The 26,340-nt window shown below is 61.4% G+C and carries 27 protein-coding genes; 9 read left to right on the top strand and 18 right to left on the bottom strand.

Translation table 11 applies throughout. The features are described 5' to 3' along the window. Positions 1–6 precede the first annotated feature (6 nt). Positions 7–513, top strand: coding sequence for a flagellar basal body-associated FliL family protein (locus F3W81_RS14290; RefSeq protein WP_193079799.1), 507 nt, complete (start codon positions 7–9; stop codon positions 511–513). A gap of 4 nt (positions 514–517) precedes the next feature. Here F3W81_RS14290 and F3W81_RS14285 read toward each other — a convergent pair whose 3' ends face one another. The 9 genes from F3W81_RS14285 to F3W81_RS14245 all read right to left on the bottom strand — a co-directional run bounded on the left by F3W81_RS14285 (position 518) and on the right by F3W81_RS14245 (position 9,829). Then, a complete protein-coding gene (locus F3W81_RS14285) occupies positions 518–967 on the bottom strand; it encodes a hypothetical protein (RefSeq protein WP_193079798.1) in 450 nt (149 codons plus the stop codon). Continuing rightward, positions 964–2,052, bottom strand: a complete 1,089-nt coding sequence (locus F3W81_RS14280) for an EscU/YscU/HrcU family type III secretion system export apparatus switch protein (RefSeq protein ID WP_193079797.1) — start codon at positions 2,050–2,052, stop codon at positions 964–966. Before F3W81_RS14280 ends, F3W81_RS14285 begins: the two co-directional genes overlap by 4 nt. 10 nt (positions 2,053–2,062) lie before the next feature. Next, on the bottom strand, positions 2,063–2,830 hold the full coding sequence (locus F3W81_RS14275) for a flagellar biosynthetic protein FliR (RefSeq protein WP_193079796.1): 768 nt from the start codon (positions 2,828–2,830) through the stop codon (positions 2,063–2,065). Next, complete coding sequence (gene flhA, locus F3W81_RS14270) at positions 2,823–4,913, bottom strand: flagellar biosynthesis protein FlhA (protein ID WP_193079795.1); 2,091 nt, start codon at positions 4,911–4,913, stop codon at positions 2,823–2,825. Before flhA ends, F3W81_RS14275 begins: the two co-directional genes overlap by 8 nt. Before the next feature lie 126 nt (positions 4,914–5,039). Beyond that, positions 5,040–7,322 carry a hypothetical protein gene (locus F3W81_RS14265; RefSeq protein ID WP_226941691.1) on the bottom strand — a complete coding sequence of 761 codons (2,283 nt, stop codon included), beginning with the start codon at positions 7,320–7,322 and terminating at the stop codon, positions 5,040–5,042. Next, positions 7,319–8,188, bottom strand: a complete 870-nt coding sequence (gene motA / locus F3W81_RS14260; RefSeq protein ID WP_193079793.1) for a flagellar motor stator protein MotA — start codon at positions 8,186–8,188, stop codon at positions 7,319–7,321. The genes F3W81_RS14265 and motA overlap by 4 nt, the downstream gene beginning before the upstream one ends. A 49-nt stretch (positions 8,189–8,237) precedes the next feature. Beyond that, a complete protein-coding gene (locus tag F3W81_RS14255) occupies positions 8,238–8,801 on the bottom strand; it encodes a MotE family protein (RefSeq protein WP_226941690.1) in 564 nt (187 codons plus the stop codon). A gap of 100 nt (positions 8,802–8,901) precedes the next feature. Further along, entirely contained in the window at positions 8,902–9,324 is a 423-nt protein-coding gene (locus F3W81_RS14250; protein ID WP_226941689.1) for a hypothetical protein, read from the bottom strand. A 10-nt stretch (positions 9,325–9,334) separates the two neighbouring features. Further along, positions 9,335–9,829: a flagellar basal body-associated FliL family protein gene (locus F3W81_RS14245; RefSeq protein WP_193079792.1), complete on the bottom strand. Its 495-nt coding sequence runs from the start codon at positions 9,827–9,829 to the stop codon at positions 9,335–9,337. Positions 9,830–10,005: 176 nt separating this feature from the next. Here F3W81_RS14245 and fliF point away from each other — a divergent pair, with 176 nt between their 5' ends. Genes fliF through fliP form a run of 4 tightly spaced genes read left to right on the top strand, consistent with a single transcriptional unit; the run spans position 10,006 to position 13,160 of the window. Next, positions 10,006–11,541 (top strand): flagellar basal-body MS-ring/collar protein FliF, encoded by a 1,536-nt coding sequence (fliF, locus tag F3W81_RS14240; RefSeq protein ID WP_264298871.1) that lies wholly within the window; start codon positions 10,006–10,008, stop codon positions 11,539–11,541. After that, positions 11,538–12,134, top strand: a complete 597-nt coding sequence (locus F3W81_RS14235) for a FliH/SctL family protein (protein ID WP_193079791.1) — start codon at positions 11,538–11,540, stop codon at positions 12,132–12,134. The genes fliF and F3W81_RS14235 overlap by 4 nt, the downstream gene beginning before the upstream one ends. Next, positions 12,127–12,414 carry a FliM/FliN family flagellar motor switch protein gene (locus tag F3W81_RS14230; RefSeq protein ID WP_193079790.1) on the top strand — a complete coding sequence of 96 codons (288 nt, stop codon included), beginning with the start codon at positions 12,127–12,129 and terminating at the stop codon, positions 12,412–12,414. Before F3W81_RS14235 ends, F3W81_RS14230 begins: the two co-directional genes overlap by 8 nt. 59 nt (positions 12,415–12,473) lie before the next feature. After that, on the top strand, positions 12,474–13,160 hold the full coding sequence (gene fliP, locus F3W81_RS14225) for a flagellar type III secretion system pore protein FliP (protein WP_407692481.1): 687 nt from the start codon (positions 12,474–12,476) through the stop codon (positions 13,158–13,160). A 109-nt stretch (positions 13,161–13,269) separates the two neighbouring features. Here fliP and trhO read toward each other — a convergent pair whose 3' ends face one another. Further along, the gene (trhO, locus tag F3W81_RS14220) at positions 13,270–14,184 is read right to left on the bottom strand and encodes an oxygen-dependent tRNA uridine(34) hydroxylase TrhO (protein ID WP_193079789.1); all 915 of its coding nucleotides are present in this window, start codon (positions 14,182–14,184) and stop codon (positions 13,270–13,272) included. A gap of 53 nt (positions 14,185–14,237) precedes the next feature. Further along, complete coding sequence (locus F3W81_RS14215; protein WP_193079788.1) at positions 14,238–14,789, bottom strand: NADPH-dependent FMN reductase; 552 nt, start codon at positions 14,787–14,789, stop codon at positions 14,238–14,240. A gap of 150 nt (positions 14,790–14,939) precedes the next feature. Between F3W81_RS14215 and pncA the strand changes: the two genes are divergently transcribed. Then, positions 14,940–15,533 carry a bifunctional nicotinamidase/pyrazinamidase gene (pncA, locus tag F3W81_RS14210; RefSeq protein WP_193079787.1) on the top strand — a complete coding sequence of 198 codons (594 nt, stop codon included), beginning with the start codon at positions 14,940–14,942 and terminating at the stop codon, positions 15,531–15,533. Positions 15,534–15,778: 245 nt separating this feature from the next. Next, positions 15,779–17,071 (top strand): nicotinate phosphoribosyltransferase, encoded by a 1,293-nt coding sequence (gene pncB, locus F3W81_RS14205; RefSeq protein WP_193079786.1) that lies wholly within the window; start codon positions 15,779–15,781, stop codon positions 17,069–17,071. On the opposite strand, the gene F3W81_RS14200 is transcribed toward pncB, so the two are convergent. From F3W81_RS14200 to F3W81_RS14170, 7 genes are all read right to left on the bottom strand, one after another. Further along, a complete protein-coding gene (locus tag F3W81_RS14200; protein ID WP_193079785.1) occupies positions 17,068–17,796 on the bottom strand; it encodes a hypothetical protein in 729 nt (242 codons plus the stop codon). The two genes, pncB and F3W81_RS14200, sit on opposite strands and share 4 nt — an antisense overlap. A gap of 611 nt (positions 17,797–18,407) precedes the next feature. Further along, positions 18,408–18,821: an alternative ribosome rescue aminoacyl-tRNA hydrolase ArfB gene (gene arfB / locus F3W81_RS14195; RefSeq protein WP_193079784.1), complete on the bottom strand. Its 414-nt coding sequence runs from the start codon at positions 18,819–18,821 to the stop codon at positions 18,408–18,410. Positions 18,822–19,310: 489 nt separating this feature from the next. Beyond that, positions 19,311–19,955 carry a queuosine precursor transporter gene (locus F3W81_RS14190; RefSeq protein ID WP_193079783.1) on the bottom strand — a complete coding sequence of 215 codons (645 nt, stop codon included), beginning with the start codon at positions 19,953–19,955 and terminating at the stop codon, positions 19,311–19,313. A gap of 63 nt (positions 19,956–20,018) precedes the next feature. Beyond that, positions 20,019–20,759: an esterase-like activity of phytase family protein gene (locus tag F3W81_RS14185; protein ID WP_193079782.1), complete on the bottom strand. Its 741-nt coding sequence runs from the start codon at positions 20,757–20,759 to the stop codon at positions 20,019–20,021. Between the two features lie 137 nt (positions 20,760–20,896). After that, a complete protein-coding gene (gene mepA, locus F3W81_RS14180) occupies positions 20,897–21,823 on the bottom strand; it encodes a penicillin-insensitive murein endopeptidase (RefSeq protein WP_193079781.1) in 927 nt (308 codons plus the stop codon). Then, positions 21,823–23,145, bottom strand: coding sequence for an MFS transporter (locus F3W81_RS14175; RefSeq protein ID WP_193079780.1), 1,323 nt, complete (start codon positions 23,143–23,145; stop codon positions 21,823–21,825). The genes mepA and F3W81_RS14175 overlap by 1 nt, the downstream gene beginning before the upstream one ends. Before the next feature lie 77 nt (positions 23,146–23,222). Further along, the gene (locus F3W81_RS14170) at positions 23,223–23,756 is read right to left on the bottom strand and encodes an acyl-CoA thioesterase (protein ID WP_193079779.1); all 534 of its coding nucleotides are present in this window, start codon (positions 23,754–23,756) and stop codon (positions 23,223–23,225) included. Between the two features lie 127 nt (positions 23,757–23,883). Here F3W81_RS14170 and F3W81_RS14165 point away from each other — a divergent pair, with 127 nt between their 5' ends. Next, on the top strand, positions 23,884–24,171 hold the full coding sequence (locus F3W81_RS14165; RefSeq protein ID WP_193079778.1) for a YggT family protein: 288 nt from the start codon (positions 23,884–23,886) through the stop codon (positions 24,169–24,171). Between the two features lie 113 nt (positions 24,172–24,284). After that, positions 24,285–26,330 carry a DNA helicase RecQ gene (recQ, locus tag F3W81_RS14160; RefSeq protein ID WP_193079777.1) on the top strand — a complete coding sequence of 682 codons (2,046 nt, stop codon included), beginning with the start codon at positions 24,285–24,287 and terminating at the stop codon, positions 26,328–26,330. Positions 26,331–26,340: the final 10 nt, after the last annotated feature.

The following is a 26,340-nucleotide window of genomic DNA, read 5'->3' as shown; positions in this document are numbered from 1 at the left end:
CCTCAGATGAAAAAACTCCTCCCTATCCTATTGATTCTGCTTGGCATTGGTGCCGGCGGTGGCGCGGGCCTGATGCTGAAGCCCGCCCCGCAAGAGGTCGCCGCGATCAACCCTTGCGGCGACACGGAGATGGCCGCTGACAGCCATGCCGCGCCGGAACACCAAGAAGAAGTGGAGGCCGATCCGGCCACCAAGGAATACATCAAGATGCACGATCAGTTCATCGTGCCCGTCGTGACGCAGGAACGGGTCGGCGCACTGGTGGTCGTGTCGATCAGCCTCGAAATAGAGCCGGGTCGCAGCGATGTCGTTTATGGGCGCGAGCCGAAGCTGCGCGACGCCTTCCTGCAGGTGATGTTCGATCATGCCAATATGGGCGGGTTCGAGGGATCCTTCACCAGCTCGAACAACCTCGATGTGCTACGCGCCGCGCTGTACCGGGTGGCGTCAAAGTCCCTCGGCCCGCTTGTCTCGGATGTGCTGATCACCGATATCGCGCGCCAGGACTCCTGAAGCGTCATTCCCTGTTTCGATGGCTGTGCAGCATCAGCGAAAGCTCTTGCAGCGCAGCCATTTGCTTGCGCTGCCGGTCGCGCCTGTCACTGGCCTGCTGAGCACTCAGCATCTTTGCGGCGACATCCTTGCGCCCAAGCGTCAGCGTCAGACGTGCCATGTGCTCAGCCTTTTCGCCCAGCACCCTGGCCAGATCGACCTGGAGCGCGCCGCGCCGCATCGAGATCCAGTCGCGCCAGTTCCGCTCCTGCCCACCAATGAACCCGAGGTTCTCGTCGCCGCCTGACAGGGAGCGCAGAAATCCGTTAGCTGCGCGTTCATCCAGATCGGTCAGGCTGTCGCGCAATGCCTGTTCGCGCGCTGTGATCCGGCGCAGGCGCATCAGGGCGGCCTCATGCGCCATCTCGGTGATCGTGGCGAGAGGGGCGAGGCGCTGACTGTCGGGAAGGCTCATCTGATCCGGCCTTTGGCTTTGCTGCGCATCTGGTCGGCGAAGCGGATGGCGGCCGCAACCGCGCGGTAGTCGTCGGGGTCGATCTGGTCGCCGATCTCGACCGTGGCATGCAGCTTGCGGGCGGTCGGCGGATCGCTGTGGATCGGCACATTATTCTCAGTGGCGATCCGGCGCATGACCGCCGCGACCTCGTCGACACCTTTGGCCAGGCAGACGGGGGCAGAACCGCGCGTGCGATCCCACTTCAGCGCCACAGCATAGTGGGTCGGGTTGACGATCACCACATCGGCCTTGGGCAGATCGGCCATCATCTGGGAGTTGGCAATCTCCTGCCCGCGCTGACGACGCTGCTGTTTCATATGCGGATCGCCCTCAGAGTCCTTGAACTCGTCACGCATGTCCTTGTCGGACATACGATTTTTGCGCATATGCTCGGCCCACTGCCACAGGAAGTCGACGCCGCCGATAGCGAGGGAAATCAGGAAGACGATGAACAGGAATTGAGTGCAAAGCTGCAGCAGAGTGGCCGTTGCGATGCCGGGGCCGAGGTAGAGCGTATTGATCATTTCGGGCAATTTGGCGGAGACAAAAAAGTACAGACAGGCCGAGTAGATCAGCAATTTCGCGAAGCTTTTGAAGAATTCAAACAATCCGCCGCGCCCGAACTTGTTCTTGGCGTTGGAGAGAACCGAGATGCGCGACAGTTTCGGGCGGATCTTGTCGCCTGAGACGACGAAGGCCTGTTGCGCGATCACTGCGATCAGCGCCGCCACCGCCGGAACCAGAAAGAATGGCAGCACGGCGAGGCTGACGCTGCTGATCAGTCCGCCTGTCGGGGTGCCGCTCGCGCCATCGAAAAACAGTGGAGCCAGTGAGTCCGGCTGGTCGATCAGGGTCTGCAAGGTGCCGCCAAGGCGGGTCAGCGCCGGGCCTCCGACCGCGACCCCGGCGATGCACAGCCCGCCATAGGCCGCCGCCGTCGACAGATCGTTTGAGCGGGGAACCTCGCCCTTTTCGCGCGCTTTTTGCAGTTTTCGTTGTGTTGGTTCATGCGGTTTCTCGCCGCCACTGTCTTCTTCTGCCATTCCCGCGCCCTCAGAACGGTGCCACGAGGAAGGCCATCAACCGCTCGGACCAGGTTGTCAGGATCTGAACCGACAGGATCAGCAACAGCGACAGACCGCCAAACGTGATCACCGGCGCGCCGACAAAGGCGACCATCAGCTGGGGCATCGCCCGGTTGATGACGCCGAGGGTCAGGTTGTAAATCAGGGAAATGATGATGAAGGGCGCGGCGAGACTGAAGGCCAGCTGAAAGCTCTGCGCGGTCAGCTTGATGCCCCATTGCGTGATATCGCGGGCTTCGGGCCATTGGCCGGGGGGCATCACCTCGTAGGACATCAGCAGATACAGCACCGCGTGAATGTGCAGTCCCAGCGTCATTGCCAGCGCCAGCGCGGCGATGACGAGCACATGGCCGATGGCGGGCATCGGCTCCACCCCGGCGTTGCCGAGGATCTGCGACAGCGAGGTCGCTTGGGCGATCATGGAGCCCGCCGTTTGCAAGCCGACCACGAAGAGACGCAAGCCGACGCCGAGCGTCACGCCGATCAGCGTCTCAGTCGCCAGAAATCGCAGGAAAACCGGCAGGTCCGGCGCGGGCACCGCCGGCAATGACGGCCCGGCGACCATGACGATCACCGTCAGGCTGATCGCGACACCCAGCTTGACGCGAGTGGGCACCGACTGTTCGCCGAAGCCCGGCAGGAAGGAGGTAAAGGCCCCGACCCGCAGGAAAATCAGCGCTGCCGTCCAACCATGCAGACGCAGCAACGTAAGGGCTTCGGCGCCGAGGTCATTCATCGGGCACCATGGCGATCAGCGCCGGGCGGGCATCGACGCCGATCTCCTCGAACGACAGGACCGGATTGGTGATGCCGCGCGCGCTCAGTGCCATGCGCAGAAAACGGCGGCGCTGGGTCGAGGTGACAACCGCCGGATAAATCCCCTTGTCACTGGCGTCGCTGAGCGCGGAGGACACATTGCCGACCAACCGGTTGTAAATGTCGGGGGGCAGGGCAATGTCGATGCTGCCGCGTTCGCGGTCCAGCTGGTAGGTGGCAAAGATATCCTCCCACCCGGGTGCGAGCTGGATCAGCGGAGTGGTACCATCGGCGCGGCGCAGGTCGGCGATCAGCTGAAAGCCCAGTCGATGGCGAACATGTTCGCAAATCGCCTCTGGCTGGGGGGTGTGGGGGCGGATCTCGGCCACGGATTCCAGGATCAGGGGCATATTTCGGATCGACACCTGCTCCCCGACGAGCAGCCGCAACACCTGATGCAGCAGATCCAGCGGCACCTTGTCGGGCACCAGTTCATCCAGCAGTTTCCGGTTCGCCTCGGCGCGGCGTTCGTCCGTCAGATTGGTCATTTCCTCCAACACGCGACGCATGGATTTCAGGGTCAGCAGGCGGGGGAAGTTGCGTTTGATCGTTTCCAGAAGATGAGTCGCCAGCACTTCGGTCGGGGTGACCAGCGTCGTGCCCGACAGGGCGACACTGTCCTGAGTGGCGCCGTCGATCCAGCGGGCGGGCGCGCCGTAGACCGGTTCCTTGACGTCCTCACCTGAGGGCACGCCATCGCCCCCACCTTGAATCAGTGCCAGAATGTGATCGGGGCGCAACGTCGCGCGGGCCTGTTCGACGCCCTGAATGCGGATGACATAGCTGCCCGAGGGCAGTGAGGGGTCGTCGGTCAGCCGGATCTCTGGCAGGATTAAGCCGTAACTTTCAGCGACATGCAGGCGCATGTTTTCGATCCTGGCATCCAGGCCGGTGCCGGGATCCAGCACCATGTTGACGAGGTCGGGCGCGAATTCGACATGCACATCGTCCAGATCCAGCGTGTCGCCCAGCGACTTGGCCTTGAGGGTGGGCATGTCGGTCTTCGCGGCGGAGGCATCGCTGGCCGCCAGTCTCGCCTTGCGATGCACGGCGTAGGCAGAACCACCCAGCACCAGCCCACCGATCACAAACGGTATGAAGGGCAGGCCTGGCACAAAAGCAAACAACATCATCAGGATAGACACAGTGGTCAGCGCTGCAGGATGGCGGCCCAATTGGCCGACAAGTGCCAGATCTGTCGCCCCTGTCGCACCGCCCCGTGCCAGCAACAGCGCTGAGGCGATCGAGATGATGACGGCAGGAATCTGTGTCACCAATCCGTCGCCGACGGTCAGAATGGCATAAGTTTCAAAGGCATCGCCCAGAGCCATGCCGTGCACGATCACCCCCATCATCAGCCCCACGACGAGGTTCAGGATAGTGATTAGCAGCCCGGCAACTGCATCGCCCTTGACGAATTTGGAGGCCCCGTCGAGTGAGCCGAAAAACGTCGTCTCCAACTGCTCGCGCTCGCGCCGCTCTTTGGCTTGGACATGGTTGATGGCACCGGCGGACATGTCGCTGTCGATCGCCAGTTGTTTGCCCGGCATCCCGTCAAGGGCGAACCGCGCACCGACCTCGGCCATACGGGCGGCCCCCTTAGTGATGACCATGAAATTGACGATCAGCAGCACGCCAAAGACGACAAGCCCCAGGAAGACCGAGCCGCCCATGACGAAATCGGCAAAGCCACGAATAACGTCGCCTGCAGCGCGGGTGCCGGTGTGTCCTTCGCCGATAATCAGCTTGGTGGAGGACACGTTCAGCGACAGACGCAGCATCAAAGACGCCAGAAGCACTGTCGGAAAAGCCGAGAAATCCAGCGGTTTTTCAATGAAAAGCGTGACGGTGAATATCAGTATGGCCAGGGCAAAACTGGCAGCCAGGCCTACATCCAGCACAAAGGCCGGCACGGGCAGAATCATCATCACGATGATCGACATAAGCGCTAGCGCCAGCAGGATCGTCGGCTGAAACAGCGGTCTGGATTCGGAATCTGTCATCAGGGTCCCACTTGAGGTCTGCGGGCGGCAGCCTTGGGCTGCCGGTGCCATTCTGGCGCGTCGTCTAGGGCTGACTATTTCGGGAAATGGTTGAGGACTCGCAAATATCGAGCCGTGTGGTTCGGGTTATTGATCCAGCGCCGTCTCAACCTGCACAGTCGAGAGCAGCTCGCGCAGGGCGTTTCGTGTATCGGTGCTCTGGCTCAGCACATCGCGGCTGACCGCCAGTGTCGGCGGCCCGACAACAGGCAGGGTGATGGGCGCAGCCTGTTGCTGCGTCACCAGGTCAGCGAGGCGCGCCTTTTGCGTGTTTTCAAGTGTTTTGACAGTACCCCAGTCGCGGGCCAGCCAAGCAGCTGTGCCGGCCTCCTGCGTGTCTCCAGCGGCGTTGAATAAGTTTTGCGCCTGCTCATAATCGGACGTGTCAAGCGAGGCCTGAGCCCGCAGCAGATCGATATCCTCTCCCGTCAGGCCAAAAAGCTCGGCCTCGGCGCGGCGCGGCAGATTACTGGCCAAGGCAATCTTGGCCCGCAGGACGCGTCGTTGGCGACCCGCCTCGCCATCCGCGCCAATCGCGATCAGCTGCTCGGCCTGCTCCAGAAAGCCGAGGTCGAGCAGGCGTTGCGCCACAGCGTTCATCGTTTCCGCACGCGCCCCTTCCCGGATGATAGCCTCATGGCCGAAAAACTGACGGGTGAAGACGGCATCAGCGGCATGACTGGCCAAGTTGCGTGTCAGCCCATCGGCAACGGTTGCGCGCGTCGCGTCATCAAGCAATGCGGACTGGCTGGCGAACAGATCGTAGGCGGCGGGAAAATTTCCAGCCGAAGCGTGCGCGATAATTTCGGTGCGCACCAGCTTGCCCGAAATCGGGTCATCCCGATACTGTGTGCGGTAACTCTCCAGCAGGCCGATTGTTTCGGGGTCAATGCTGCCGCCGTTGTCGAGAGATTCGGTGGCATAGTGCAGCAGCGCCTCGGGCGAAACACTGTCGTTCTGAGCGATCAGATCTTGATACGCGGCATGATCCGGCTGGCCCTCCTCCTGAGTGGTTATGCGCGCTGCAGCAAAATTGCGCATGGCGGTGGGTTCGCTGACATCGCGGTCGACGATGCGCAGCAGATCCTTGGCGAGCTCGTTTTCCTGAGCAGCACTGAACCTTTCGGCAAGGACCGGGCCGAGATAAGACTTAAGGGGAACGGGCAGCGCGGTCACGGCGCGTAAAATGGCAGAGCCGTTGAAATCCTGCCCCGGGGCCAGCGTCGCACCGGTCAGAGCTGCCCACATAGCAGCCTCAGTGTCACAGGCAATCTTGCCCGCGAAAGGGCCGTCGGAGGCATCGTGACCATATTCCAGAATATTGGCGACACTTATCATTTCTGCGGTCAGGGCAGGGTTTTGGGGAACGGACTCGAGCAGGCGCAAAGCCTCGGCTCCGAAACCGTGCAACAGATAAAAGCGCGCTAGATCCTGGTACCCAGTAACGTTGTCGCGGTCGAACTCTGCCGTCAGCCCGGTACGCAACGCGCCGAGGCGCGTTGAAAAATCCGCCTCAGTCGCCGCGTCGATGGTGGCCGGCATTTGCTGTTCGCAGGTGTCACCAGAGAGCATGAAGCGGCTGTTTTCGCCAGGTTTTGCGGCGTCGAGGGTTCCAGGCGTTGCCATGATGCCGGGGGCGGCGTGAGGGGCACTGTCATGTGTTCCGCTGACCTGACGCAGATCCTTGGGGATGAGGGCAGCATTGGCCGCGTCTGCATCCAGCAAGCCTTCTGTCGCGGCGCGGCCGATGGCCTGCAGCAGAGACGTTTCGAGCTCATTGGTCAGATCAGGATTGGTTTCAACGGGGGCTGGTACATCGGGGAGGGTGGTCACCCGTCTGAGAGCAAACTTCTCAGCATTTTTAGCGTGGGAGTGATCCTGCGGTGTTGCAGTCACGAGGTCCTGAACAGGCATCAGGCTGCTGGCGGCAGGTTCGGTCATTTCCGGGCCAAGAGGGCGGTCGCTTGCAGTGGGCGCCGCGTCGGCAGAAATGGAGGGGGGCAGATCTGGCAATGGCGGACCGTCTCCGACATCGATGATCAGCAGGTTATCCGCCGACAGCCTCGCCACTGTTGGGCAGTCGCAGGTCAGGCGAATATCCAGGCCATTACCCGGAAGCGGCTGAACGTCTTCGATGCGATCACGCGAAATGCGGCGGAAAATCTGACTGAGGTCGGGTCTTTCCATATCGCCCGAAAACGAGATGCGCAGGCGACCCATTTCCTGTTGCATCGACCAGTCCGTGCCTGGGGGCAGAGCCACGGTAAGGCGGGAAAAATCGCGATGATCACCCGAGCGAACCGTTGAAACCTGCGCCGTAACGGCACAGGGCAAGAGTATCAGCACCAGGGCAAGCCATCTCGTCATCATGCTGCCCCGCTTTTCACATCTTTGAGGGCCTCTTCCAGCTCGGAGAAGCTGGGGCGGCAATGGGACGGTGTGTTTTGGCGACCGACCTCGATGCAGATATTGGTGGCGTGATTGTGCAGATTCGCGACCAGAACTTCGCGGATCAGCTGGTAAAAGTGACCGTCTTCCTCAACCACGGATTTCACCTTGCCCGAGAAGGGCCCGACCAGACCATATGCAAGGAAAACACCAAGAAACGTGCCGACGAGGGCGCCACCGATCATCTTGCCAAGCACTTCTGGAGGTTGGTCGATCGAGGCCATGGTCTTGATCACACCAAGCACGGCAGCCACAATCCCAAGGGCGGGCAGGCCATCCGCCACCTGCTGCAAAGCGTGGCTGGAATGCAGCGCGTGATGCAAGTTCGCATCCATACGCTTTTCCAGAACCTCCTCGACCTGATGCGGGTCGTCGTAGTTCATCGAGGCCGAACGCATGGTGTCACAAATCAGGTTGATCGCCTCCTTGTCGGCCAAAATCTTCGGGTATTTGCTGAAGATCGTCGATTCTGCAGGGGCTTCAATATGCTCCTCGATGGCGACGGGGTTCTGCCGGGCAAGGCGGATCAACTCGAACAGGAGGCACAGAAGATCGCGGTAGTCATGGTGCTTCCACTTGGGTCCCTTGAAGACCTTGCCGATGTCTTTGGCGGTATGTTTGACGCCCGCCATGTCATTGGACAGCAGAAAGGCCCCGAGCGCAGCGCCACCGATCATCATCAACTCGAACGGCAGAGCCTTCATGATGATCCCCATCTTGCCGCCGGCCAGAATATAGCCGCCGAAGACCATGATGAAGATGACCGCAATGCCGATAAAACCAATCATGTCCGCCGCCTCGAATCCAGTGCCTGTACGTTGCTGTCCACGCTAGAGTTCATTTCTTTGGAACAGATGAATTTCGCCCTGCCAGCACGACGCTGATCGTATAGGCACGCTCTGGTGTCAGCCCGGCCATCAGCGCAGCGGCGGCCGCCGGCTGCATCCGGCCGAGGAACCCTGCAGCAAAATCAGGATCCATCTGCTCAAACAAAGCGGCAGAATCCTTGGGCTTCATGTTTTCGTAAACCGCGGTCAGGCGCGAAAGGTCGTTTTCGGCAGCGCTATCGGCCAGTGCAAGTGTCTGCTTCAGAGCAGCCTCGGCGGCCTCGAGCTGCGCCAGTTTCTTCTCGATTTCTTCATCCGCGATCGCCAGGGCGTTCATTCGGTCGCGAATCTGCATTTCGCGTTGATCCAGCCGGGCTTCGCGCGCTTTGAAGGCACCAAGCATTGCCTCAATATCAGGGGGGGCGGCCACTTCTGCGGTTTGGGGCGCATCCTCATGGGCCGTCATCTCTTCGACCGGGTGATCGCCAGTCAGCTTTTCCAGAGCCAGCACGGTCCCGGTCTGTGTCCCCACGCGCAGAATCGCCGACGTCACCAGAAGGCCTGCGATCAGCATCAGCGTTCCCCGACGGGCGCGCCTGCGCCGGGGTGCGGGCTTGCCCTTCGGCGTGGTCTTGCCTGCCGGTTTGGTTGCGATTTTTGCCATTTGCCGCGCCTCAGTTCGACGCCGACCGGCGCGCAAAGACCGGTTGGTCATTGCGGGCGGGTGGCTCTGCGATAGGCTGAGGTGCTGGTGCAGGGGTGGCATAGCGCATCGGCGGCTGATCCATGCCGTGCCCGTAGTGCGGCGCGGGCTCTGGCAGGTCATGCATGGAGGCGACCAGCAGTTCCAGCCGCTTTGCCACACCCTCTGCTCTCTCTGTCAGCTGACCAAGCGACGCATTGGCCTCTCCCGCTGCGCTTTGTGCGGATTTCAGCGTCCGGGTCAGGTCATCGACCTGCGCGGACAGCACTGCGACTGCACCGCCGACGCCGTTTTCCAGATCGTTGAACCGTGCCAGCCGTCGGGCAAGGATGAAGCAATAGAAGGCAGCGCCCAAGGCGCCTGCGACCAGCAAGATGTCTGAAATCATTTCCATGTTCTTCCCCTCAACTCATCACGAATTCGACAATCAGCAGGTCGCGCACAGCGTCCGGCCCAGTGATCACCTGGATACGCCGCAGCATCTGGGCGCGAATGCGTACCAGCGCGGCGGGATCCTCAAAATCGGCCATCCGCAGTGCGCGGAGGTAATTGTTCAGCACGTCCATGACGCGCGGACGCACCGTCTCGACGGCGCTTTGCTGCCCCGATGGCACCTCAAGGCTCGCGGTAAAGCGCAGGTGGCGGTTTTCCGAGGCAGGGCCGAAGGAAATCACCATCGGCTCCAGGGTCACAAAGGCGACGTCGGAGGCGACAAATTTCTCGGTCGGTACTTCCGCCTCGGCTTCGGCATGGGGGGCATCGCCACCCAGAATCATGCCGCTGTAAATTGCGAAGAAACTGCCGCCGCCGCCCACCAGTGCCAGCACGATCCCTAGGATCAGCGGCAGCTTGGAACGCTTTTTCGGTGCTTCCTCTGTGTCCTTAGTCTCTTCTGACATGGCCCAACCAAATTCTCTCTGATGGGTCCGTTTTAACCGTCATGAACTAACCGATTATTAAGCCCGTTCGGCCAATTAAGGGGTAGTCGCCGGTAGAATGCCGGCCGGACGGGAGATGCGGTTTGCAACAGTTCATGACCCTGTGGAACAGCCTTGAAACACGGCGTCGGATCCTCATGATTCTTGCCACAGTCGCGATGTTCGCGGCGGTTCTGGGGCTGGCGCGTATGGCGTCTCAACCCTCGATGAGCCTGCTGTATTCGGGCCTGGAAAACGGTCAGGCGGGCGAAATCGTCAGTGCTCTGGAACAGCGCGGCGTTGTCTATGAGGTGCGCGGCGGCAGTATCTATGTCGAAGGTGGATCGCGGGACGAACTGCGCATGACCCTGGCCAGCGAAGGCCTGCCGCGCAACTCCAGCCAGGGCTACGAGCTGCTTGATTCCCTGTCAGGTTTCGGCACCACATCGCAGATGTTCGATGCTGCCTACTGGCGTGCCAAAGAGGGCGAGCTGGCGCGCACGATCGCCTCCAGTCCGCAAATCGAATCGGCCCGCGTTCATATCGCGCATCAGGGGGCCAACCCGTTTCAACGTGATTTGCGCCCCACCGCGTCGATTTCGCTCTCGACCAGCGGTGATATCAGCGCAGCTCAGGCCAAGGCGCTGCGCTATCTCGTGTCCTCCGCCGTCGCCGGGTTGTCGCCCGATGACGTTGCCGTGATCGATGATGCCGGCGAACTGGTCGGCGCCACCGAAGACTCCGGCACCACCGCCGGGCAGGACCGCGCGCAGGAGCTCAAGGAGAAGGTGCAGCGCCTCCTCGAGGCCCGCGTCGGCCTTGGCAATGCCGTGGTTGAGGTCAGCGTCGACACCAACAACGAAAGCGAATCCATCGTCGAGCGGCGGTTTGACCCCGAGGGGCGGGTCGCCATCAGCACGGATACCGAGGAACGCAGCAACAGCTCGAAAAACTCCGAGGGCGGCGATGTCACCGTGGCCTCAAACCTGCCGGGCGGCGACGCTGGTGGCCGCGGCACCTCCTCGAATCAGAACAGTGAAACGCGCGAGCGGGTGAACTACGAGGTCTCCGAGACCAGCCGGGAGGTGGTGCGTGCCGCCGGGGCGATTCGCCGCCTGACTGTTGCCGTGCTGGTCAACGGCATCGCCGCTGTCGGCGACGCCGACCCGGTCGCGCGCACCGAGGCCGAGCTGGGAGAGCTGCGCGAGCTTGTCGAATCCGCCGTCGGCTATGACGCGGCGCGCGGCGATGTCATCACGCTCAAGTCGATGCAGTTCGAGCCCCTTTCGCAGCTCGGCACCAGCAGCGATCAGGGCTTCATCGCCGGGATGAACCTCGATGTCATGTCTCTGGTGCAGATGGCGGTTCTGGCTGTCGTCGCGCTGATTCTTGGTCTGTTCGTCATTCGCCCGGTTCTGACGGGCCGCGCTGGCGCGGCCGATGTCCCCTTGCTGGAGGGCGGCAATGGCCCCGTGCTGAACGGAGAGATCGAGGACGACGATTTCAGCCTGCCGGATCTGTCGATGGGCGGCTTTGGCGGCGATGACGGCGGCTTTCCGATGATGGGGGATTTCGGCGACAGCAGCAGCAGCGACGACCCCGTTGTCAAGCTGCAGTCCCTGATCGAGGAGCGCAAGGACGAGACGCTCGAAATCCTGCGCAGCTGGCTTGAAGAAAGCAAGGAAACCGCATGAAACAGATCGCCCGCATCCTTGAGGATTTCGGCACCCCGCATATGCCCACTGCCCCGGCGATGAGTGACGAGGAGCTTGAAACCATTCGCCTCGAGGCTTTCGAGAATGGCTACAAGGCCGGTTGGGACGATGCCGCGAAGGCGCTGAGAGAGGAGCAATCCCATATCACCAGCGACCTCGCCCGCAACCTCCAGGACCTCTCCTTCACCTATACCGAGGCGCATTCCGCCGTGCTGGCCGCGATCCGCCCGCTGATGGGCGACATCATCGACAAGGTCGTGCCCGAGCTGGCTCGCGAAACCCTCGGCCTGCGCATCAAGGACGAGTTGGAACAGCTCGCCAAGCGCAAGGCCTCGCAACGCGTGGAAATTCTCGTCTCGCCGGAAAACCTCGTCACGACCGAGGGGCTGATGGCGCAGGACTTCGGCTTCCCTCTGGCCGTCGTCGCCGATGACACCCTCTCCGAGGGGCAGGTGTTTCTGCGGTTCGACGATGAAGAGACCGAGATTGATCTGAACGCGGTGACCGAGGGCATACGCCAGGCGGTCGACGGCTTCTTCACGGAACAGGAAAGGAAAATTCAGAATGGATGATCAACCCGGCGAGGGCGCTGCCCCGCGTGGCAACCCCTTCACCATTGTCCCGATCGAGATCACGATCTCCGTCGGCAAGGCGCGCCCGCTGATCCGCGATCTGCTCAAGCTGACCCGCGACAGCGTGCTGCCGCTGGACCGCCGCGTCGATGATCCGGTCGAGCTCTACGTCGGCGACCGCCTGATCGCGCGGGGTGAGCTTGAGGAGCTGGAGGGCGATCAGGCCGGGCAGCTCGCCGTGCGGCTGACCGAAGTCAGTGACCTCTCGGGAGAGCTCTGACAGTGCCAAACCGGGGAAGAATTCTCCTGATCGTGGTCCTTGTGATGACGGCATTGGTGATGTCGCGGCCTGTGCTGGCGCAGGATATCTCGGTCAACATCGCTGAAAACGGCTCGCTCACGGCGCGTGGCATCCAGATGATCCTGCTGCTGACGGTGCTCAGTCTGGCGCCCGGCATCCTGATCATGATCACCTGCTTTCCGTTCCTCGTCACGGTGCTGTCGATCCTGCGCCAGGCGATCGGATTGCAGCAATCGCCGCCGAACATGTTGCTGATCAGCCTGGCGATGTTCCTGACCTACTACATCATGGAGCCGGTGTTTCAGCAGGCTTGGCAGGCCGGGATACAACCCCTTGTCGAGGAGCGGATCGAGATCGAAGAGGCTTTGCCCCTCGCCATCGCCCCGTTCCGCGATTTCATGGCCAATCGCATGGACCCCGACACGTTCGAGGCCATGGCTGCCCTGCGCCCCGATGCGGCGCAGATCGAAACCGGCCCTGATGCGCCGCTCTCGGTTCTCATTCCCAGCTTCATGCTCTCGGAAATCGCGCGGGCCTTTCAGGTCGGATTTCTGCTGTTTCTGCCCTTCCTGATCATAGATTTGGTGGTCGCAGCCGTTCTGATGTCCATGGGTATGATGATGGTGCCACCGGCCATCGTCTCTCTCCCGTTCAAACTCAGCTTTTTCGTCATCGCGGATGGCTGGACTCTGGTGACCAGCAGCCTCGTGCGCAGCTATTTCTGAACATGGTTAATCTCGCCTGAGCGGGGCCATCGGCTCCGCGCGGACCGGGCAACCGTACCGCTAGGCTCCCGCCCGCCGCAGGCGCAGAGCCCGCGATCAGCGGCGCACGTCAGATGCCGTCGAAATCGCCCAGGTGACGCTCACCGCGGGTGCGGGCCAGAGCGATCTGTTTCTGGCGTTCGCGAAACCGGGTCTTGTCGCTTTCGCTGGTCTCATCGATGCAGTGATGACAGGACACGCCCTCCTCGAAACCCGGATGGGCGCGATCTTCGGGCAGGATCGGGCGACGGCAGGCGTGACACAGCTCATGCGGACCCTCGACCAGCCCGTGCCCGACAGAGACGCGGCGATCAAAGACAAAGCACTCGCCCTGCCAGGAACTGTCCTCGGCGGGCACGTCTTCGAGATACTTCAGGATGCCACCCTTGAGGTGATAAACATCCTCAACCCCCTGACCCAGCAGGAAATTCGTGCTCTTCTCGCAGCGGATACCACCCGTGCAGAACATGGCGATGCGCTTGTTGTGAAAGCGCGCCTTGTTCTTGTCCCACCAGGCAGGAAAGTCACGAAAAGAGGCTGTTTCAGGATCGACCGCGCCCTCAAATGTGCCGATGGCGACCTCGTAATCGTTGCGCGTGTCGATCACGGCCACATCGGGGCTGCGGATCAGATCGTTCCACTCCGCGGCTTCCACATAGTGACCGACGCGGGCGCGCGGATCGACATCCGGCTGGCCCATCGTCACGATCTCTTTCTTCAGCCGCACCTTCATGCGGGCAAAAGGCCGCTCCGCCGCGGTCGAGAGTTTCCACTCCAGAGCCGCGCAACCGGGCAGGGTGCGGATATGCGCCAGCACGGCCTCGATCCCGTGTTTCGACCCGGCAATCGTGCCGTTGATCCCCTCGGGCGCCAACAGCAGGGTGCCACTGATCCCTTCGGCTTCGCATAGATCACGCAACGGGCCCTGCACGGCGGCGGGGTCCTCGAACCGGGTGAAATGATAGAGTGCGGCAACGGTGAACATGGCGGCGATCTAAGCCCTTCCAACCTTACAGGCAAGCGACGAGAGGCCGCAGCCTAGCCGCGTTCGCGGATCTTGTCGCTGAGCAGCCCCAACTGCCGCGCGATCAGCTTGCGCGTCGCTTCGTCGACCACGCGACCGCCCTCCAGCTTGTCCTGCATCGTGCCGATTGACACATCCGGACCCAGCACCGCATCGGCGTTGATCACCGACAGGATCTGTCGCCAGGCATAATGCGACAGGTTCCCGCCCCGTGTGCCCGAACTTTGGGTCAGGATCGACACCGGCTTGCGCGACAGCGGCGCGCCCGGTTCGGTGCTGGCCCAGTCCGTCACCATCTTCAGCACGCCGGGGACCGAGCGGTTGTATTCTGGTGAGCAGATCACCAGCCCGTCCGCCGCGCCAATCGCGCCACAGATCCGCCGCACCGGCTCGGGCGAGACGCCATCGACCCGCAGATCCTCGTTGAACAGAGGGATATCGTGGATTTCGATGATCTCGATCACCATCCCCTCGGGCGCAAGCTCCGGTAGGGTATTGCGCATCTGCGTGGTCATGGAGCCGGCCCGCAAAGACCCGCTCAGCGCCACAACCTTGATCGTTTCCATGCGACAGCTCCCGCAATTTGTCCCGTTTCGCCCAGAGCTTAGCGCATTTCGGGCCGTTGCACAGCGCCAAGGCCCGAAACTGCCGCCGCCGATTGACCCTTGCCGCCGCCTCGGCCAAAGTCGCCGCACACCAGTGGAAAAGGCCTGAACATGAGCACTGCCCTCATCGTCATCGACATCCAGAAAGACTTCTGCCCCGGCGGCGCTTTGGCGGTTCCCGAAGGCGATCTGATCGTGCCCGAGGTCAATGCCCTGATGACCCAATTCGACGCCGTGATCCTGACTCAGGACTGGCATCCGGCGGGCCACTCCTCCTTCGCCTCCTCGCATCCCGGCGCCGCCCCGATGAGCCTGATCGACATGCCCTATGGTCCGCAGGTGCTCTGGCCCGATCACTGTATCCAAGGCTCGGACGGCGCCAATTTCCACCCCGACCTCGCCGTGGATCGCGCCGATCTGATCATCCGCAAGGGTTACAACCCGGCGATCGACAGCTATTCGGCGTTTTTCGAGAATGACCACACCACCCCGACCGGGCTGGAAGGCTACCTTAAATCCCGAGGGATCACCCAGCTGACGATGGTCGGCCTCGCGCTGGATTTCTGCGTCAATTACAGCGCGGTAGACGCCGCACAGCTGGGCTTTAGCGTCACCGTTCGTCCCGATCTGTGCCGCGCTATCGATTTCGACGGCTCGAAGGTGCGCGCTCTGGCGGGTATGGCTGATGTCGGCGTGACGCTGTAGCCGCGGCGCCCACTGCGCCATCCGGGGCGGACCGGATCATGCAACCTCGGCAGGTTTGGCACCGGTAGCGGGCTGGGAAACGGCCCCTGAAGCCGCATCTTCGGGCAGGGTCACGCACGCCATCGCCTCACCTGCGAGACCTGTCTCGCGCGCTCAGCGGGCTAGGCTCTGGTCAAAGACCAGCCAAACCCTTGCAATCCCCGCGCTATCCCGGCTTTATCGCAGGCAATGTGAGGAGCCTGTCCATGGTCGATATCGCCACCCGAGTGCACAATCATAAGTGGAAGATCGATCCGATCGTCCGCTCGCTGATCGACACCGACTTTTACAAGCTGCTGATGTGTCAGTCGGTGTTTCGCAACAAGCGCGACACCCATGTCACCTTTTCGCTGATCAACCGCTCCACCTCGGTGCCTTTGGCGAAGATGATCGACGAAGGCGAACTGCGCGAACAGCTCGACCATGTGCGCTCGCTCTCGCTGACCCGTGGCGAATCCACCTGGATGCGCGGCAACATGTTCTACGGCAAACGCCAGATGTTCCGCCCCGACTTCATGGAGTGGTTCGAGAACCTGCGCCTGCCCGCCTACCATCTTGAGCGAAAGGGCGACCAGTACGAGCTGACGTTCGAAGGTTCCTGGCCCGAGGTCATGCTCTGGGAAATCCCCGCCCTCTCGATCCTGATGGAGCTGCGCGGCCGCGCCGTCCTTAACCGCATGGGCCGCTTCGAGATGCAGATCCTCTACGCCCGCGCCATGACCAAGCTCTGGGAAAAGATCTCGCGTTTGCGGGAGCTTGAGGGCCTCAAGATCGCTGATTTCGGCACCCGTCGCCGCCATTCCTACCTCTGGCAGGACTGGTGCGTACAGGCGATGAGCGAGGGTTTGGGGGATAAGTTCATAGGCACCTCGAACTGCCTCATCGCCATGCGCGACGATCTTGAGGCCGTCGGCACCAACGCCCACGAGCTGCCCATGGTCTACTCCGCTCTGGCGGAGGGCGACGAAGCCCTGCGCCGCGCGCCCTACGACGTGCTCGCTGACTGGCAGGAGGAGCACTCGGGCAACCTGCGCATCATCCTGCCCGACACCTACGGCACGGCGGGGTTCCTCGCCAATGCGCCCGACTGGCTGGCCGGCTGGACCGGCATCCGCATCGATTCCGGAGACCCCGCGACCGGCGCGGAAAACGCCATCAACTGGTGGAAATCCCGTGGCGAGGACCCGACCGAAAAGCTGGTGATCTTCTCCGACGGTCTGGACGTGGCAAAGATAGAAGAGCTGCACCGCCAGTTCTCGGGCCGCGTCCGCGTGTCCTTCGGCTGGGGCACCCTGCTGACCAACGATTTCCGCGGGCTGGTCAAGGACGACGCGTTGGCGCCTTTCTCACTGGTCTGCAAGGCCGTCTCGGCCGAGGGCCGTCCGACGGTCAAACTCTCCGACAACCCCGAGAAAGCCATGGGCCCCGCCTCCGAGATCGCGCGCTACAAGCGGGTGTTCGGCGTCGGGGAGCAGGAGCGGATGGCGGTTGTGGTTTAGATACTTGCTTGATCAGGGAACAAGGGCAACTTACTTGCTGAGGAGGTCGATACGTCTCCAAACCGTTTATAGAGGTCGGATGTGAGCTCCTCCAAAGTCGCAGCTGAAGAGACTTTTAAGTCATTGTATTTTAGGACCCGCAAAAAGATGATTCGAGTCCGATTGCCGCCGCTCAATTTAAACGCCGCTTGAGATAAGATTCGATCGTGGCTGGACGCTTTGATTTTTTCTTCCCGCACTAGTTTCCAAAATTTTGGGTCGTCGATCTCAAAGTAGATTGTAGTGCCCTTTTTCTTGTTTCTGCCTTTCCATTTTCTAATTCCGTCAAGTCTGTCCCAATTGGGTGAGGTAGCAATGCAGTCAATTTTCTCAAAGTGCCAAGGGTCGTTAGGGTCCGGTTGAGAGAAGGATGATGACTGGCGTCGAGAAAACTCCGATCTAGGGATGTACGGGGCTTTGCTGTTAAATCTAAGGCCTGAAACTCTTGCATTTTTTTCGCACGAACTGAAGATGTCACTTTTTGCAGTAAAGGATTTTGGCGCGAGCGAGGGGTTTATGTCCTCCTTTCTTAAGTCTTTGTTTGAAAGTGTTAAGAACTGAGTCATCCCAAGATTCAAGAGTTCGCATGCTGCATCCAGTTTCATCTCTTGGGATAAAGGTGACTTTGAAAGCGGTGCAGAGATTCTATCTACGTGAAAAGCATCCTCTCTAAGCGGCGTGTTCATCTCAGTCGCTGCGTTTGGACGAATTTCGTCAATTAAGGACTTTGTTTTTTCGCCGAATAAAAATGAAATTTCAGCGGGCTTGAGGCCGGTCAGGCCGCGAATGTATTCCTGCCCAATGTCACTTTCAAGAAATGCAAAAATCGCTCCGCCTCCTCCTAATAGAATTCATTTAAATTTTGATTTAAAGGAGCCCGGAGTTGGCGGTTCTATAAGGATCCGAAATCGCGCGCTGCTTCCCAAAAGCTCTTCGTTTGTTGCGCTTAGGAAATTTTCTAGGCTGTTGCAAACATCGATAAAAGTCCTCAAAGAAATTTCATGAGCCTGAACGTCAAAGTCAACTTCAAGGGTTTGAAAGCTGTTCGGCGAGGATTGAGCTTCGATCATATTTAGACCACATTTGTTGGCTTATTATCTAGTTTCTCAAAGCACATGTGAGTCAACAAATTTTCCCACCTAAACCCGCATTAGATATTTATGTGTTCTTGAGAACTCTTTTGCATCTGACTTGCCGATGAATTCGATATCTAAAAATAATGAAGTCAGTACGGTATGTGCCACCCCACCATCTCCGCCCAAGGTGGGTCAACACCCCGCAAACGCTCAGTGCCCCCCTACCTCTCCCACCCCCGCGTCTCCTTCACCTCCGAACGCGCCTTCTTCGCATCGACCCGTTTGCGCTTCTGGTTCTGCGATACCTTCGTTGGCACCCGCCGCTTTGGCACCAGCGTCGCCTGCAGCACCAGCGCCGCCAGCCGCTCGCGCGCGATCTCCCGGTTGCGGGCCTGGCTGCGTTCCTCCTGCACCTGGATCACCACCGCGCCCTCTTTCGTCCAGCGCCGACCCGCCAGACGTTGCAAGCGGCGCTTCACCGGATCGGGCAGGCTGGGCGAGCGTTCGGCCTCGAACCGCAACTCGACCGCGCTGCTGACCTTGTTCACATTCTGACCGCCGGGGCCCGAGCTGCGGATGAATTGCTCCACCAGCTCCCATTCCTCGATCGCGATCCGGTCGTTGATCCTCAGCATCTGCCTCTCCGTTGCCCGTGCGCCGGGCCTGTCGCCTTCATGTCCCCAATGCGCCCCGGCGCGCAAGGTTCCGTAGGGCAGGGGGATCGCCACCCTGCCCGGAGTGCCGTTCCTGCCCGATGGGGGAGGCCGTGACCCGCCCGAATTTGCACCGTTCAGTTACCGACAGGATACCGACGCGATACCGATAGTCAAAATCGGGCTTTTCTGGCGATTTTCGCGCCGGGTCCGGCACCACAGAGGGGCGGCGGCAGTGGCATGCAGAAAGGGCCGCCCTGATACCAGGACGGCCCTTCACGAGATTAGGAGGTGGTTCGGTTAGGCTCAAACCAACCCATCAGGATATTCAGCCAAGGGCTGCCTCAGCGACTATCCCTCCAAGCTGTTCCGAATCCCCTCTCCAATACCTCATTAGACACTAGAGCACCTCCTTTCTAACTGTTTCCAATGACTTCAGGTTCGCATGAACGTGTTAAAAGTCAAAGAAAATCACGCAGCCGGGGTCAGCTTTTTCGCGATGATTGCCCGGAAAGGCAGCAACGCGATGAGCGCCAGCGTCATCTTGACCATCCAGTCCGCCAGGGCGAGCGACACCCAGAGCGGGACGTCGGGCCCGGCGTTCAGCAAGGGCGCGTGGCCCCAGGCCCAGTTGATCTCGGCATCGGCATTTTCACCAAAGAAAGCAATGAATTGCGCGAAGCCGATGGTGAAGAAGATTGCCGTGTCGAGCGCCGAACCGATGATCGAGCTGATCAGAGGCGCGCGCCACCAGCTGCCTTTGCGCAGCCTGTCGAAGACCGCCACATCAACCATCTGCGCAATCAGGAAGGCAAAGGCCGAACCGACCGCAATCCGCAGCGACACGGCCGCATAGGTATAGCCGTCGCCTTGCAGCATGATCTGCGTGCCGATCAGCGAGCAGAGGATCCCCGTCAGGAAGCCAGCAAGGATCACCCGCCGCGCCGCACCGGGACCATAGACCCGGTTCATCACGTCCGTGACAAGAAAAGCGAAAGGATATGTAAAGGCGCCCCAGGTCAGGAGCCCGTCAAGGATCAGGAACTGAACCAGGATGTTGGAGGCCACGACAATCGCGGCCATGGCAAGGATGCCAGGAATATGAAGACGTTGCATGTTTGATCCGTTTTTTAGACAAGGTCGCGGAGACTTGTCCCCAGAGCGGGGAATTGGCGGCGTTTAGCGGCTCGGCCCCAGTGAATCAAGGGAAATCTCGAGAATGGCCGACTCGAGCAGAGGCAAGAAATTATCGTCGGAGACCATCGTCAGCATAGTGCGGCCCGTTGCATCCTGCCAGACCGACAGGCCTTCGAAGTTTGCCCGAAGATGTTCGTCGGTGCGCCAGATCACCCTGCCGGGATCGGACGGATCGCTCAGATCAAACCGCCTGATCTGGTTGGAAAAGCCGAGACCAAAGGCCCGTTCGAGCAGATAGAAGGCCCCGTCTGGCCCGAAATCGGCACCGACGGGGTGGAAGTTGTCGATCAGGGGAACGTCACGCACCTTGCTCCAGGCCTCACCGTCAAGCCGCCAAAGGGGAACGAACCGGCGCTTCTCAATCACCGTTTCGGGCAGCGTATAGAGTGCACCACTGTCATCGACAGCCAGCGCCTCATATTTACCATTGGCTATCAACTGGCCGGTTTCGGGTGGATCGGGCAGCTGTGTGGTGAGCCCGTCATCCTCGATACGCCACACCGCATTATTCTGCTCCAGCGAGATTCTCAGCCTGCCATCCTTGTCGCGCGCCAGCCCTTCGCTGTCGCCCGCGCCCATCGGGTCTGTGCTGCCATCCGGCGCAGGAAAGTCCAGACGGCTGTCAACATGCGCCTCTGTCAGTCGGCCGTTCTGTCGGATCAGACGGCCGAATACCAGGAAGCCGCGGTCGCTCAGCCCGATAAACTGGTCTCCACCGGCCACAACCTCAATTCCGGAGAGACCGCCGATCCTTGGCAGAGCGGACTGGACCGAGACCGGCGCAGCAATTGCGCTGGTCTCGGATGCAGTCAGGATGTTGCCGCAAGACACTCCGGCCAGAACGGCGCCGGTGACCGCGATCAGCGCGACTGTAGAACGGAGACGCATTGCGCTGGCAAATCAGCCAGTGTCAGTTGGCGTTTCGGGGCTGGCGGCGGTGCGTTGGGGTCGCGTGGCTTGGGCGGCGGCGGGTTCAGGATGTTGTTCACCCAAGTTTGCGCCTCTGCGCAGCCATCACCGGGGGGAGGCGCGTCCTGAGGGGCGCAGCCAATGCTGCCTTTGGGGCAGGACAGGCGAATGTGAAAGTGATCGTCGTGGCCATACCAGGGCCGGATCTTGCGCAGCCAGGAGCGGTCACCCGTGGCCGTGCGGCACATCTCGACCTTGCCGCCGGGAAACAGGAAAATCCGCTCGACCCGGGGGTCACTGGCGGCGGCTTTCAGCAGCGCCGTATATTGCGGGGTCCAGCTGGCATTGACGGCCGTGTTGCGATTGCGCGCGACCGAAATGGTCGAAATCCGCTCACGGTCGGCGCGGCTCAGGCTCATGTTGCCGCCGGGCAGCATCCAGATGTCGACGTCCAGACCCATCTGGTGCGAGGCATGGCCAGAGGCCATCGGCCCGCCGCGCGGTTGTGACATGTCGCCGACATAAATCCCGTTCCAGCCGGGAATACGTGCGGCCTTGCCTGCGAGATCCTCGAGATAATTGACCAGCTCCGGGTGGCCCCAGTTGCGGTTGCGCGACAGGCGCATGGCTTGCCAACCCGGGCCGCTCTCGGGCAGTTGCACTGCACCTGAGATACAGCCTTTCGCATAGCTGCCAAAGGGTTGCGTCGGTTGATCCGAGGAAAAGGACATCGCGCCAAACAGGCTGCGTGCTTCCTTGCCGGCCAGTTCTGCCGGTATTGCCTGCCGGGTGACAGGATCGGCACCATCGTTGGCCATACATCCGGCCAGCGTGGTCAAAAGCATCGTCGCCAAGGCGATCAGTTTGATAGGGCGCATCAGGTCAGGGTATCTCCATCGGGTTTCACCCAAGCTAACAGGACCCAACCAAGGAGGAAAAGGAAAACCAACGGTGTGATCCCGATCTGCTGAGACCCGCTTATCACGGTGACGATCCCGATCAGCGTCGGCGCGATGAACGAGGTCGCCTTGCCCGCCAGCGCGTAGAGCCCGAAGGCCTCTGTCATGCGGTCCGGGCGGGCCTGACGCACCATCATCGTGCGACTGGCCGACTGAAGCACGCCGCCTGCCGCGCCAATGGCCGCCCCGATGACAAAGAAGGTGATATCGGGCAGGGTGGACCCCTCGGGGACCGTGAACCACAGCACATGCGTGGGCGAGATGGTGACGGTGACGATCGCAACGAGCGTCAGGATAAGGATGCAGACGCGGATCACCGCCTTTGGTCCCCAGATTGCATCGGCATAGCCGCCGAGCCAGGCGAACAGCGCCCCCGAGATGATCGAAATGATCCCGAAGATCCCGATATGCGTCACGCTCCACCCCAGCACACCCGAAGCGTAGATGCCGCCAAAGAAATACATCCCGTTCAGCGCGTCGCGATACAGCATGGACGAGCCGAGATAGGCGAACAGAGACGGCGTTTTCGGCAGGCTTTTCAAGGTGGTGCCAAGGTTGCGCAGAGCCGCTGCAACCGCGCCTTTCGGGGCTTTGCGCCGTTTATCCTCCTTCACGAAGGCAAAGAACGGCACCATGAAGATCACGTACCAGATCGCCGTCAGCGGGCCGACGGCGCGAGTGCCCTCGCGGGTCTCTGCATCCAGGCCAAAGATCGGGTCGATGCCGATCAAGGTCTTGCCGGTATTGGCATTTTCGGCCAGCAGCGTCAGCATGATGATCAGCGCGATCAGCCCTCCGACATAGCCGAACGCCCAGCCGTTGCCACTGATCCTGCCGATTTCCTCACGGGTGCCGAGGTCGGGCAGCATGGCGTTGGTAAAGATCGTGGCGAACTCCATCCCGATCAGACCGATGGCAAAGAAGAACAGCGTCAGGTTGAGGTTGAAGTGCCCCGGAGCCGCCATCCATAACATCGCGGCTCCGACCACATAGAGCGCCGAGAAGAACCATATCCAGCGCAGCCGCTGCCCCGAGACATCGCTGATCGCGCCCAGCACGGGCGCAAGAACCGCAATGCAGACCCCCGCCGCACCGATGCCGAACCCCCAGGCCGATTGCGCTGCAGCTCCGTCGCCGATCAGTTCCTTGACATAGGGCGCGAAGATGAAGGTCAGCAGAAGGGTGTTGTACGGTTGGCTGGCCCAGTCGAAAAAGAACCATCCCCAGATGCGTTTGCGCATAGCCTATCCCCGACACTCGTTTGCGTGGATATGACGTGGATTGGCAGCGCCGGGCAAGGCAATCCTGTGCGGCCGCGTCAGTTCACCGGCGGCCAGTCACGCGCGTTTTCAGCCTCGAACATCTCGCGCGCCCAGTCGGGCAGCGAAAGGACGCTGTCGGTGCCGCCAAGTGCCTCGATGACCTCAACGGTTGGCACCAGCTTGCGGTTGCGAATGATCCCGGTGCGCAGCACGCCGTGGTTGGCGCAGGTGCCGTCCTCGGTCCACATGCTCTGCTCGATATAGATGAACTTGTCGTCCCAGCCGAGCATCCTTGTCTGCATCTCGACTTTCGTGAACAGGGTCAGACGCTTGCGATAGCGCACCACGCTGCCCGCGACAGTCAGTCCCCAGCCCTTTTGTCGCAGCACCCGGGTAAAGCCACAACGCACGGCAAAAGGAATGCGCCCAAGATCATAGAGCGTGAGCGTGCGGCCGTTGTTCAGCTCCATCCAGGGATCAATGTCGCCGGGCCAGATCCGCAGGTGTGAAATATGCGTGTCGTGAATGGTCAGAGGCGGGGCTTTGCGGACCTTCAGCAATGCCAGTGCAAAGCGCAGATAGGGGTACATTCGGCTCTCCTTTGCGGCGTTGCTGGGGCGGTGCAAACACAACGTCAACCAGAACCCTGCGTCCGACTTGCGCATTTGGCTTTGACTGCTTACCTGAGGTCTGCTGTTAAAATCGGAGAAAGCGCCCATGCAATCACTGTTGATGATCGTCAACCTCGTCCTCAACGTCGTCTGGTTCTTCGTCATCGCCCATGTGATCATGAGCTGGCTGATTTCCTTTCAGGTCCTGAATACCCGCCAGCAGTTCGTGGCGCAGATCTGGTACGGGCTGAACCGCATCCTGCAACCGATCTACGACCCGATCCGCCGCATCCTGCCCCCGATGGGCGGCTTTGATCTGGCGCCGCTGCTGGTGCTGCTGGCGATCATGGCGCTTCGTATCGTGATTTCCAACAACATCGGGTATATGTACTGAAGTATTCCCCCGCATCTAGGGGCGGCTGATCTTGTCCGCCCCGGCGGAGTATGGGACAGTGGACGCTCTGGTGCGCATCGGCACCGCAACAGCCACAGGATGACGGACGCACCATGGCAGAGGCAGAGGCGCTGCTGCGCGAAGTATTTGGTTTCGACGCCTTCCGCCCCGGTCAGGGCGAGATCGTCGAGGCGGTCGCCGCAGGCCAGAACACCCTAGCCATCATGCCCACCGGGGGCGGCAAGTCCCTGTGTTTCCAATTGCCTGCGCTGCTGCGCCACGGCGTGACGGTGGTGATCTCGCCGCTGATCGCCCTGATGCGCGATCAGGTGCGTGCCCTGCGTGCGGCGGGCGTCGATGCCGGTGCGCTGACCTCTGGCAACACCGACGAGGAGACCGAGGCCGTCTGGCAATCGCTTGAGGCGGGTACGCTGAAACTGCTCTACCTCGCGCCTGAACGCCTCGCCTCCGGGGGCGCGATGCAGATGCTGCGGCGCATCAACGTCTCGCTGATCGCAGTTGATGAGGCGCATTGCGTGTCGCAGTGGGGCCATGATTTCCGCCCCGACTACCTGCGCATCGGCGAACTGCGCGAGATGCTCGATGTCCCCGTCGCCGCCTTCACCGCCACAGCGGACGAAGAAACCCGGGCCGAGATCGTCACCCGCCTGTTCAACGGCGTCCAGCCCACGACCTTCCTGCGCGGTTTTGACCGGCCCAACATCCACCTCGCCTTTTCCGCCAAGAACTCCCCCCGCAAGCAGATCCTGACCTTCGCCGCCGCCCGCAAGGGCCAGTCCGGCATCGTCTATTGCGGCACCCGCGCGCGCACCGAAAGCATTGCCCAAGGGTTGCGCGATGCCGGCATGGCGGCGATCCACTATCACGGTGGCATGCAGGCTGACGACCGCCGCGAGGCCGAGCTGAAGTTCCAGCAGGACGACGGCTTGATTGTTGTCGCCACGGTCGCTTTTGGGATGGGCGTCGACAAGCCTGATATCCGTTGGGTCGCCCACTCCGATCTGCCCAAGTCGATCGAGGCCTATTATCAGGAGATCGGCCGCGCCGGACGTGACGGCGCCCCCGCCGAAACCCTGACCCTGTTCGGCCCCGACGACATCCGCCTGCGCCGCACCCAGATTGATGAGGGCATGGCCCCGCCCGAACGCCGCGCCGCCGATCACGCCCGCCTGAATGCGCTTCTGGGGCTGGCCGAGGCGCTGACCTGCCGCCGCGCCACGCTGCTGAAATACTTCGGAGAAGATTGCAAAAGCTGCGGCAACTGCGACCTCTGCGACAACCCGCCCGCGACCTTTGATGCGACCGAGGCGGTGCGCAAGGGCCTCTCGGCGATCCTGCGCACCGGCGAATGGTTCGGTGCGGGCCACCTGATCGACATTCTGACGGGCACCGAAACCGACAAGATCCGTGAACGCAAACACGACGAATTGCCGACCTACGGCGTCGGCAAGGAGTACAAAAAGACCGAATGGCAGGCGATTTTCCGTCAGATGATGGGCCTCGACCTGATCCGCCCCAACGGTGAACGTCACGGCGCGTTGTTCATGACCGAGGCCGCCCGTCCCATTCTGCGCGGCGAAGACCAGATCCTGCTACGCAAGGATAGCCTCGCCGCCGCTGGCAAGGACCGCCGCCCCGCCGTGCGCACACTGGTGTCGGAAGAAGACGAGCCGCTGCTCTCAGCCCTCAAGGCCAAGCGCCGCGCCCTGGCCGAGGAGCAGCGCGTGCCTGCTTATGTCGTCTTCAACGACAAGACCCTGATCGAGATGGCCGAAACCCGCCCTCAAAACCTTGATGAAATGGCCGGGATCTCCGGCATCGGTGCGAAAAAGCTTGAGGCCTACGGCGCCACATTCCTGTCGGTCATCGCCGGAGAGGTCGAGACGCTGCACCCCCAGCGGCGCAAACTGGCGGGCCGCGCGGCAGGCACCCTCTATGATCGCCTCATGGAAGTACAGAACGACCTCGCGCGTGGCCCAGATGGTATCGACAAGCCATTGACCTGCTCGCACTCCCTGATCGCCAAGATCGCCGAGTCCCGCCCGAAAGACGCCGCCGCGCTTGGCCGGATCCTCGACGAGCGTCGCGCCGAGCGCTTCGGCGACGCCTTCCTAGAGGTGCTGCGCGACGGTGTGTGACGCCGCGCGA

The organism is Pseudooceanicola spongiae (assembly GCF_014899185.1).
Lineage (GTDB): Bacteria > Pseudomonadota > Alphaproteobacteria > Rhodobacterales > Rhodobacteraceae > Pseudooceanicola > Pseudooceanicola spongiae.
The sequence above is the reverse complement of the archived record's forward strand: the minus strand, read 5'-3'. Positions and strand labels throughout refer to the sequence as shown.

Bases quoted from the DNA above. Each gene is read 5' to 3' on its own strand.
- F3W81_RS14230 (WP_193079790.1), top strand. From the start codon at position 12,127: ATGGATGATCAACCCGGCGAGGGCGCTGCCCCGCGTGGCAACCCCTTC.
- motA (WP_193079793.1), bottom strand. From the start codon at position 8,188: ATGATTGGTTTTATCGGCATTGCGGTCATCTTCATCATGGTCTTCGGC.
- F3W81_RS14200 (WP_193079785.1), bottom strand. From the start codon at position 17,796: ATGAACACGCCGCTTAGAGAGGATGCTTTTCACGTAGATAGAATCTCT.
- mepA (WP_193079781.1), bottom strand. From the start codon at position 21,823: ATGCGCCCTATCAAACTGATCGCCTTGGCGACGATGCTTTTGACCACG.
- F3W81_RS14190 (WP_193079783.1), bottom strand. From the start codon at position 19,955: ATGCAACGTCTTCATATTCCTGGCATCCTTGCCATGGCCGCGATTGTC.
- F3W81_RS14280 (WP_193079797.1), bottom strand. From the start codon at position 2,052: ATGGCAGAAGAAGACAGTGGCGGCGAGAAACCGCATGAACCAACACAA.
- F3W81_RS14265 (WP_226941691.1), bottom strand. From the start codon at position 7,322: ATGATGACGAGATGGCTTGCCCTGGTGCTGATACTCTTGCCCTGTGCC.
- F3W81_RS14275 (WP_193079796.1), bottom strand. From the start codon at position 2,830: ATGAATGACCTCGGCGCCGAAGCCCTTACGTTGCTGCGTCTGCATGGT.
- pncA (WP_193079787.1), top strand. From the start codon at position 14,940: ATGAGCACTGCCCTCATCGTCATCGACATCCAGAAAGACTTCTGCCCC.
- F3W81_RS14165 (WP_193079778.1), top strand. From the start codon at position 23,884: ATGCAATCACTGTTGATGATCGTCAACCTCGTCCTCAACGTCGTCTGG.
- F3W81_RS14235 (WP_193079791.1), top strand. From the start codon at position 11,538: ATGAAACAGATCGCCCGCATCCTTGAGGATTTCGGCACCCCGCATATG.
- F3W81_RS14285 (WP_193079798.1), bottom strand. From the start codon at position 967: ATGAGCCTTCCCGACAGTCAGCGCCTCGCCCCTCTCGCCACGATCACC.
- F3W81_RS14250 (WP_226941689.1), bottom strand. From the start codon at position 9,324: ATGGAAATGATTTCAGACATCTTGCTGGTCGCAGGCGCCTTGGGCGCT.
- F3W81_RS14175 (WP_193079780.1), bottom strand. From the start codon at position 23,145: ATGCGCAAACGCATCTGGGGATGGTTCTTTTTCGACTGGGCCAGCCAA.
- trhO (WP_193079789.1), bottom strand. From the start codon at position 14,184: ATGTTCACCGTTGCCGCACTCTATCATTTCACCCGGTTCGAGGACCCC.
- F3W81_RS14245 (WP_193079792.1), bottom strand. From the start codon at position 9,829: ATGTCAGAAGAGACTAAGGACACAGAGGAAGCACCGAAAAAGCGTTCC.
- F3W81_RS14255 (WP_226941690.1), bottom strand. From the start codon at position 8,801: ATGCTGATCGCAGGCCTTCTGGTGACGTCGGCGATTCTGCGCGTGGGG.
- arfB (WP_193079784.1), bottom strand. From the start codon at position 18,821: ATGCTGAGGATCAACGACCGGATCGCGATCGAGGAATGGGAGCTGGTG.
- F3W81_RS14170 (WP_193079779.1), bottom strand. From the start codon at position 23,756: ATGTACCCCTATCTGCGCTTTGCACTGGCATTGCTGAAGGTCCGCAAA.
- F3W81_RS14290 (WP_193079799.1), top strand. From the start codon at position 7: ATGAAAAAACTCCTCCCTATCCTATTGATTCTGCTTGGCATTGGTGCC.
- fliP (WP_407692481.1), top strand. From the start codon at position 12,474: ATGTCGCGGCCTGTGCTGGCGCAGGATATCTCGGTCAACATCGCTGAA.
- flhA (WP_193079795.1), bottom strand. From the start codon at position 4,913: ATGACAGATTCCGAATCCAGACCGCTGTTTCAGCCGACGATCCTGCTG.
- fliF (WP_264298871.1), top strand. From the start codon at position 10,006: ATGATTCTTGCCACAGTCGCGATGTTCGCGGCGGTTCTGGGGCTGGCG.
- pncB (WP_193079786.1), top strand. From the start codon at position 15,779: ATGGTCGATATCGCCACCCGAGTGCACAATCATAAGTGGAAGATCGAT.
- recQ (WP_193079777.1), top strand. From the start codon at position 24,285: ATGGCAGAGGCAGAGGCGCTGCTGCGCGAAGTATTTGGTTTCGACGCC.
- F3W81_RS14215 (WP_193079788.1), bottom strand. From the start codon at position 14,789: ATGGAAACGATCAAGGTTGTGGCGCTGAGCGGGTCTTTGCGGGCCGGC.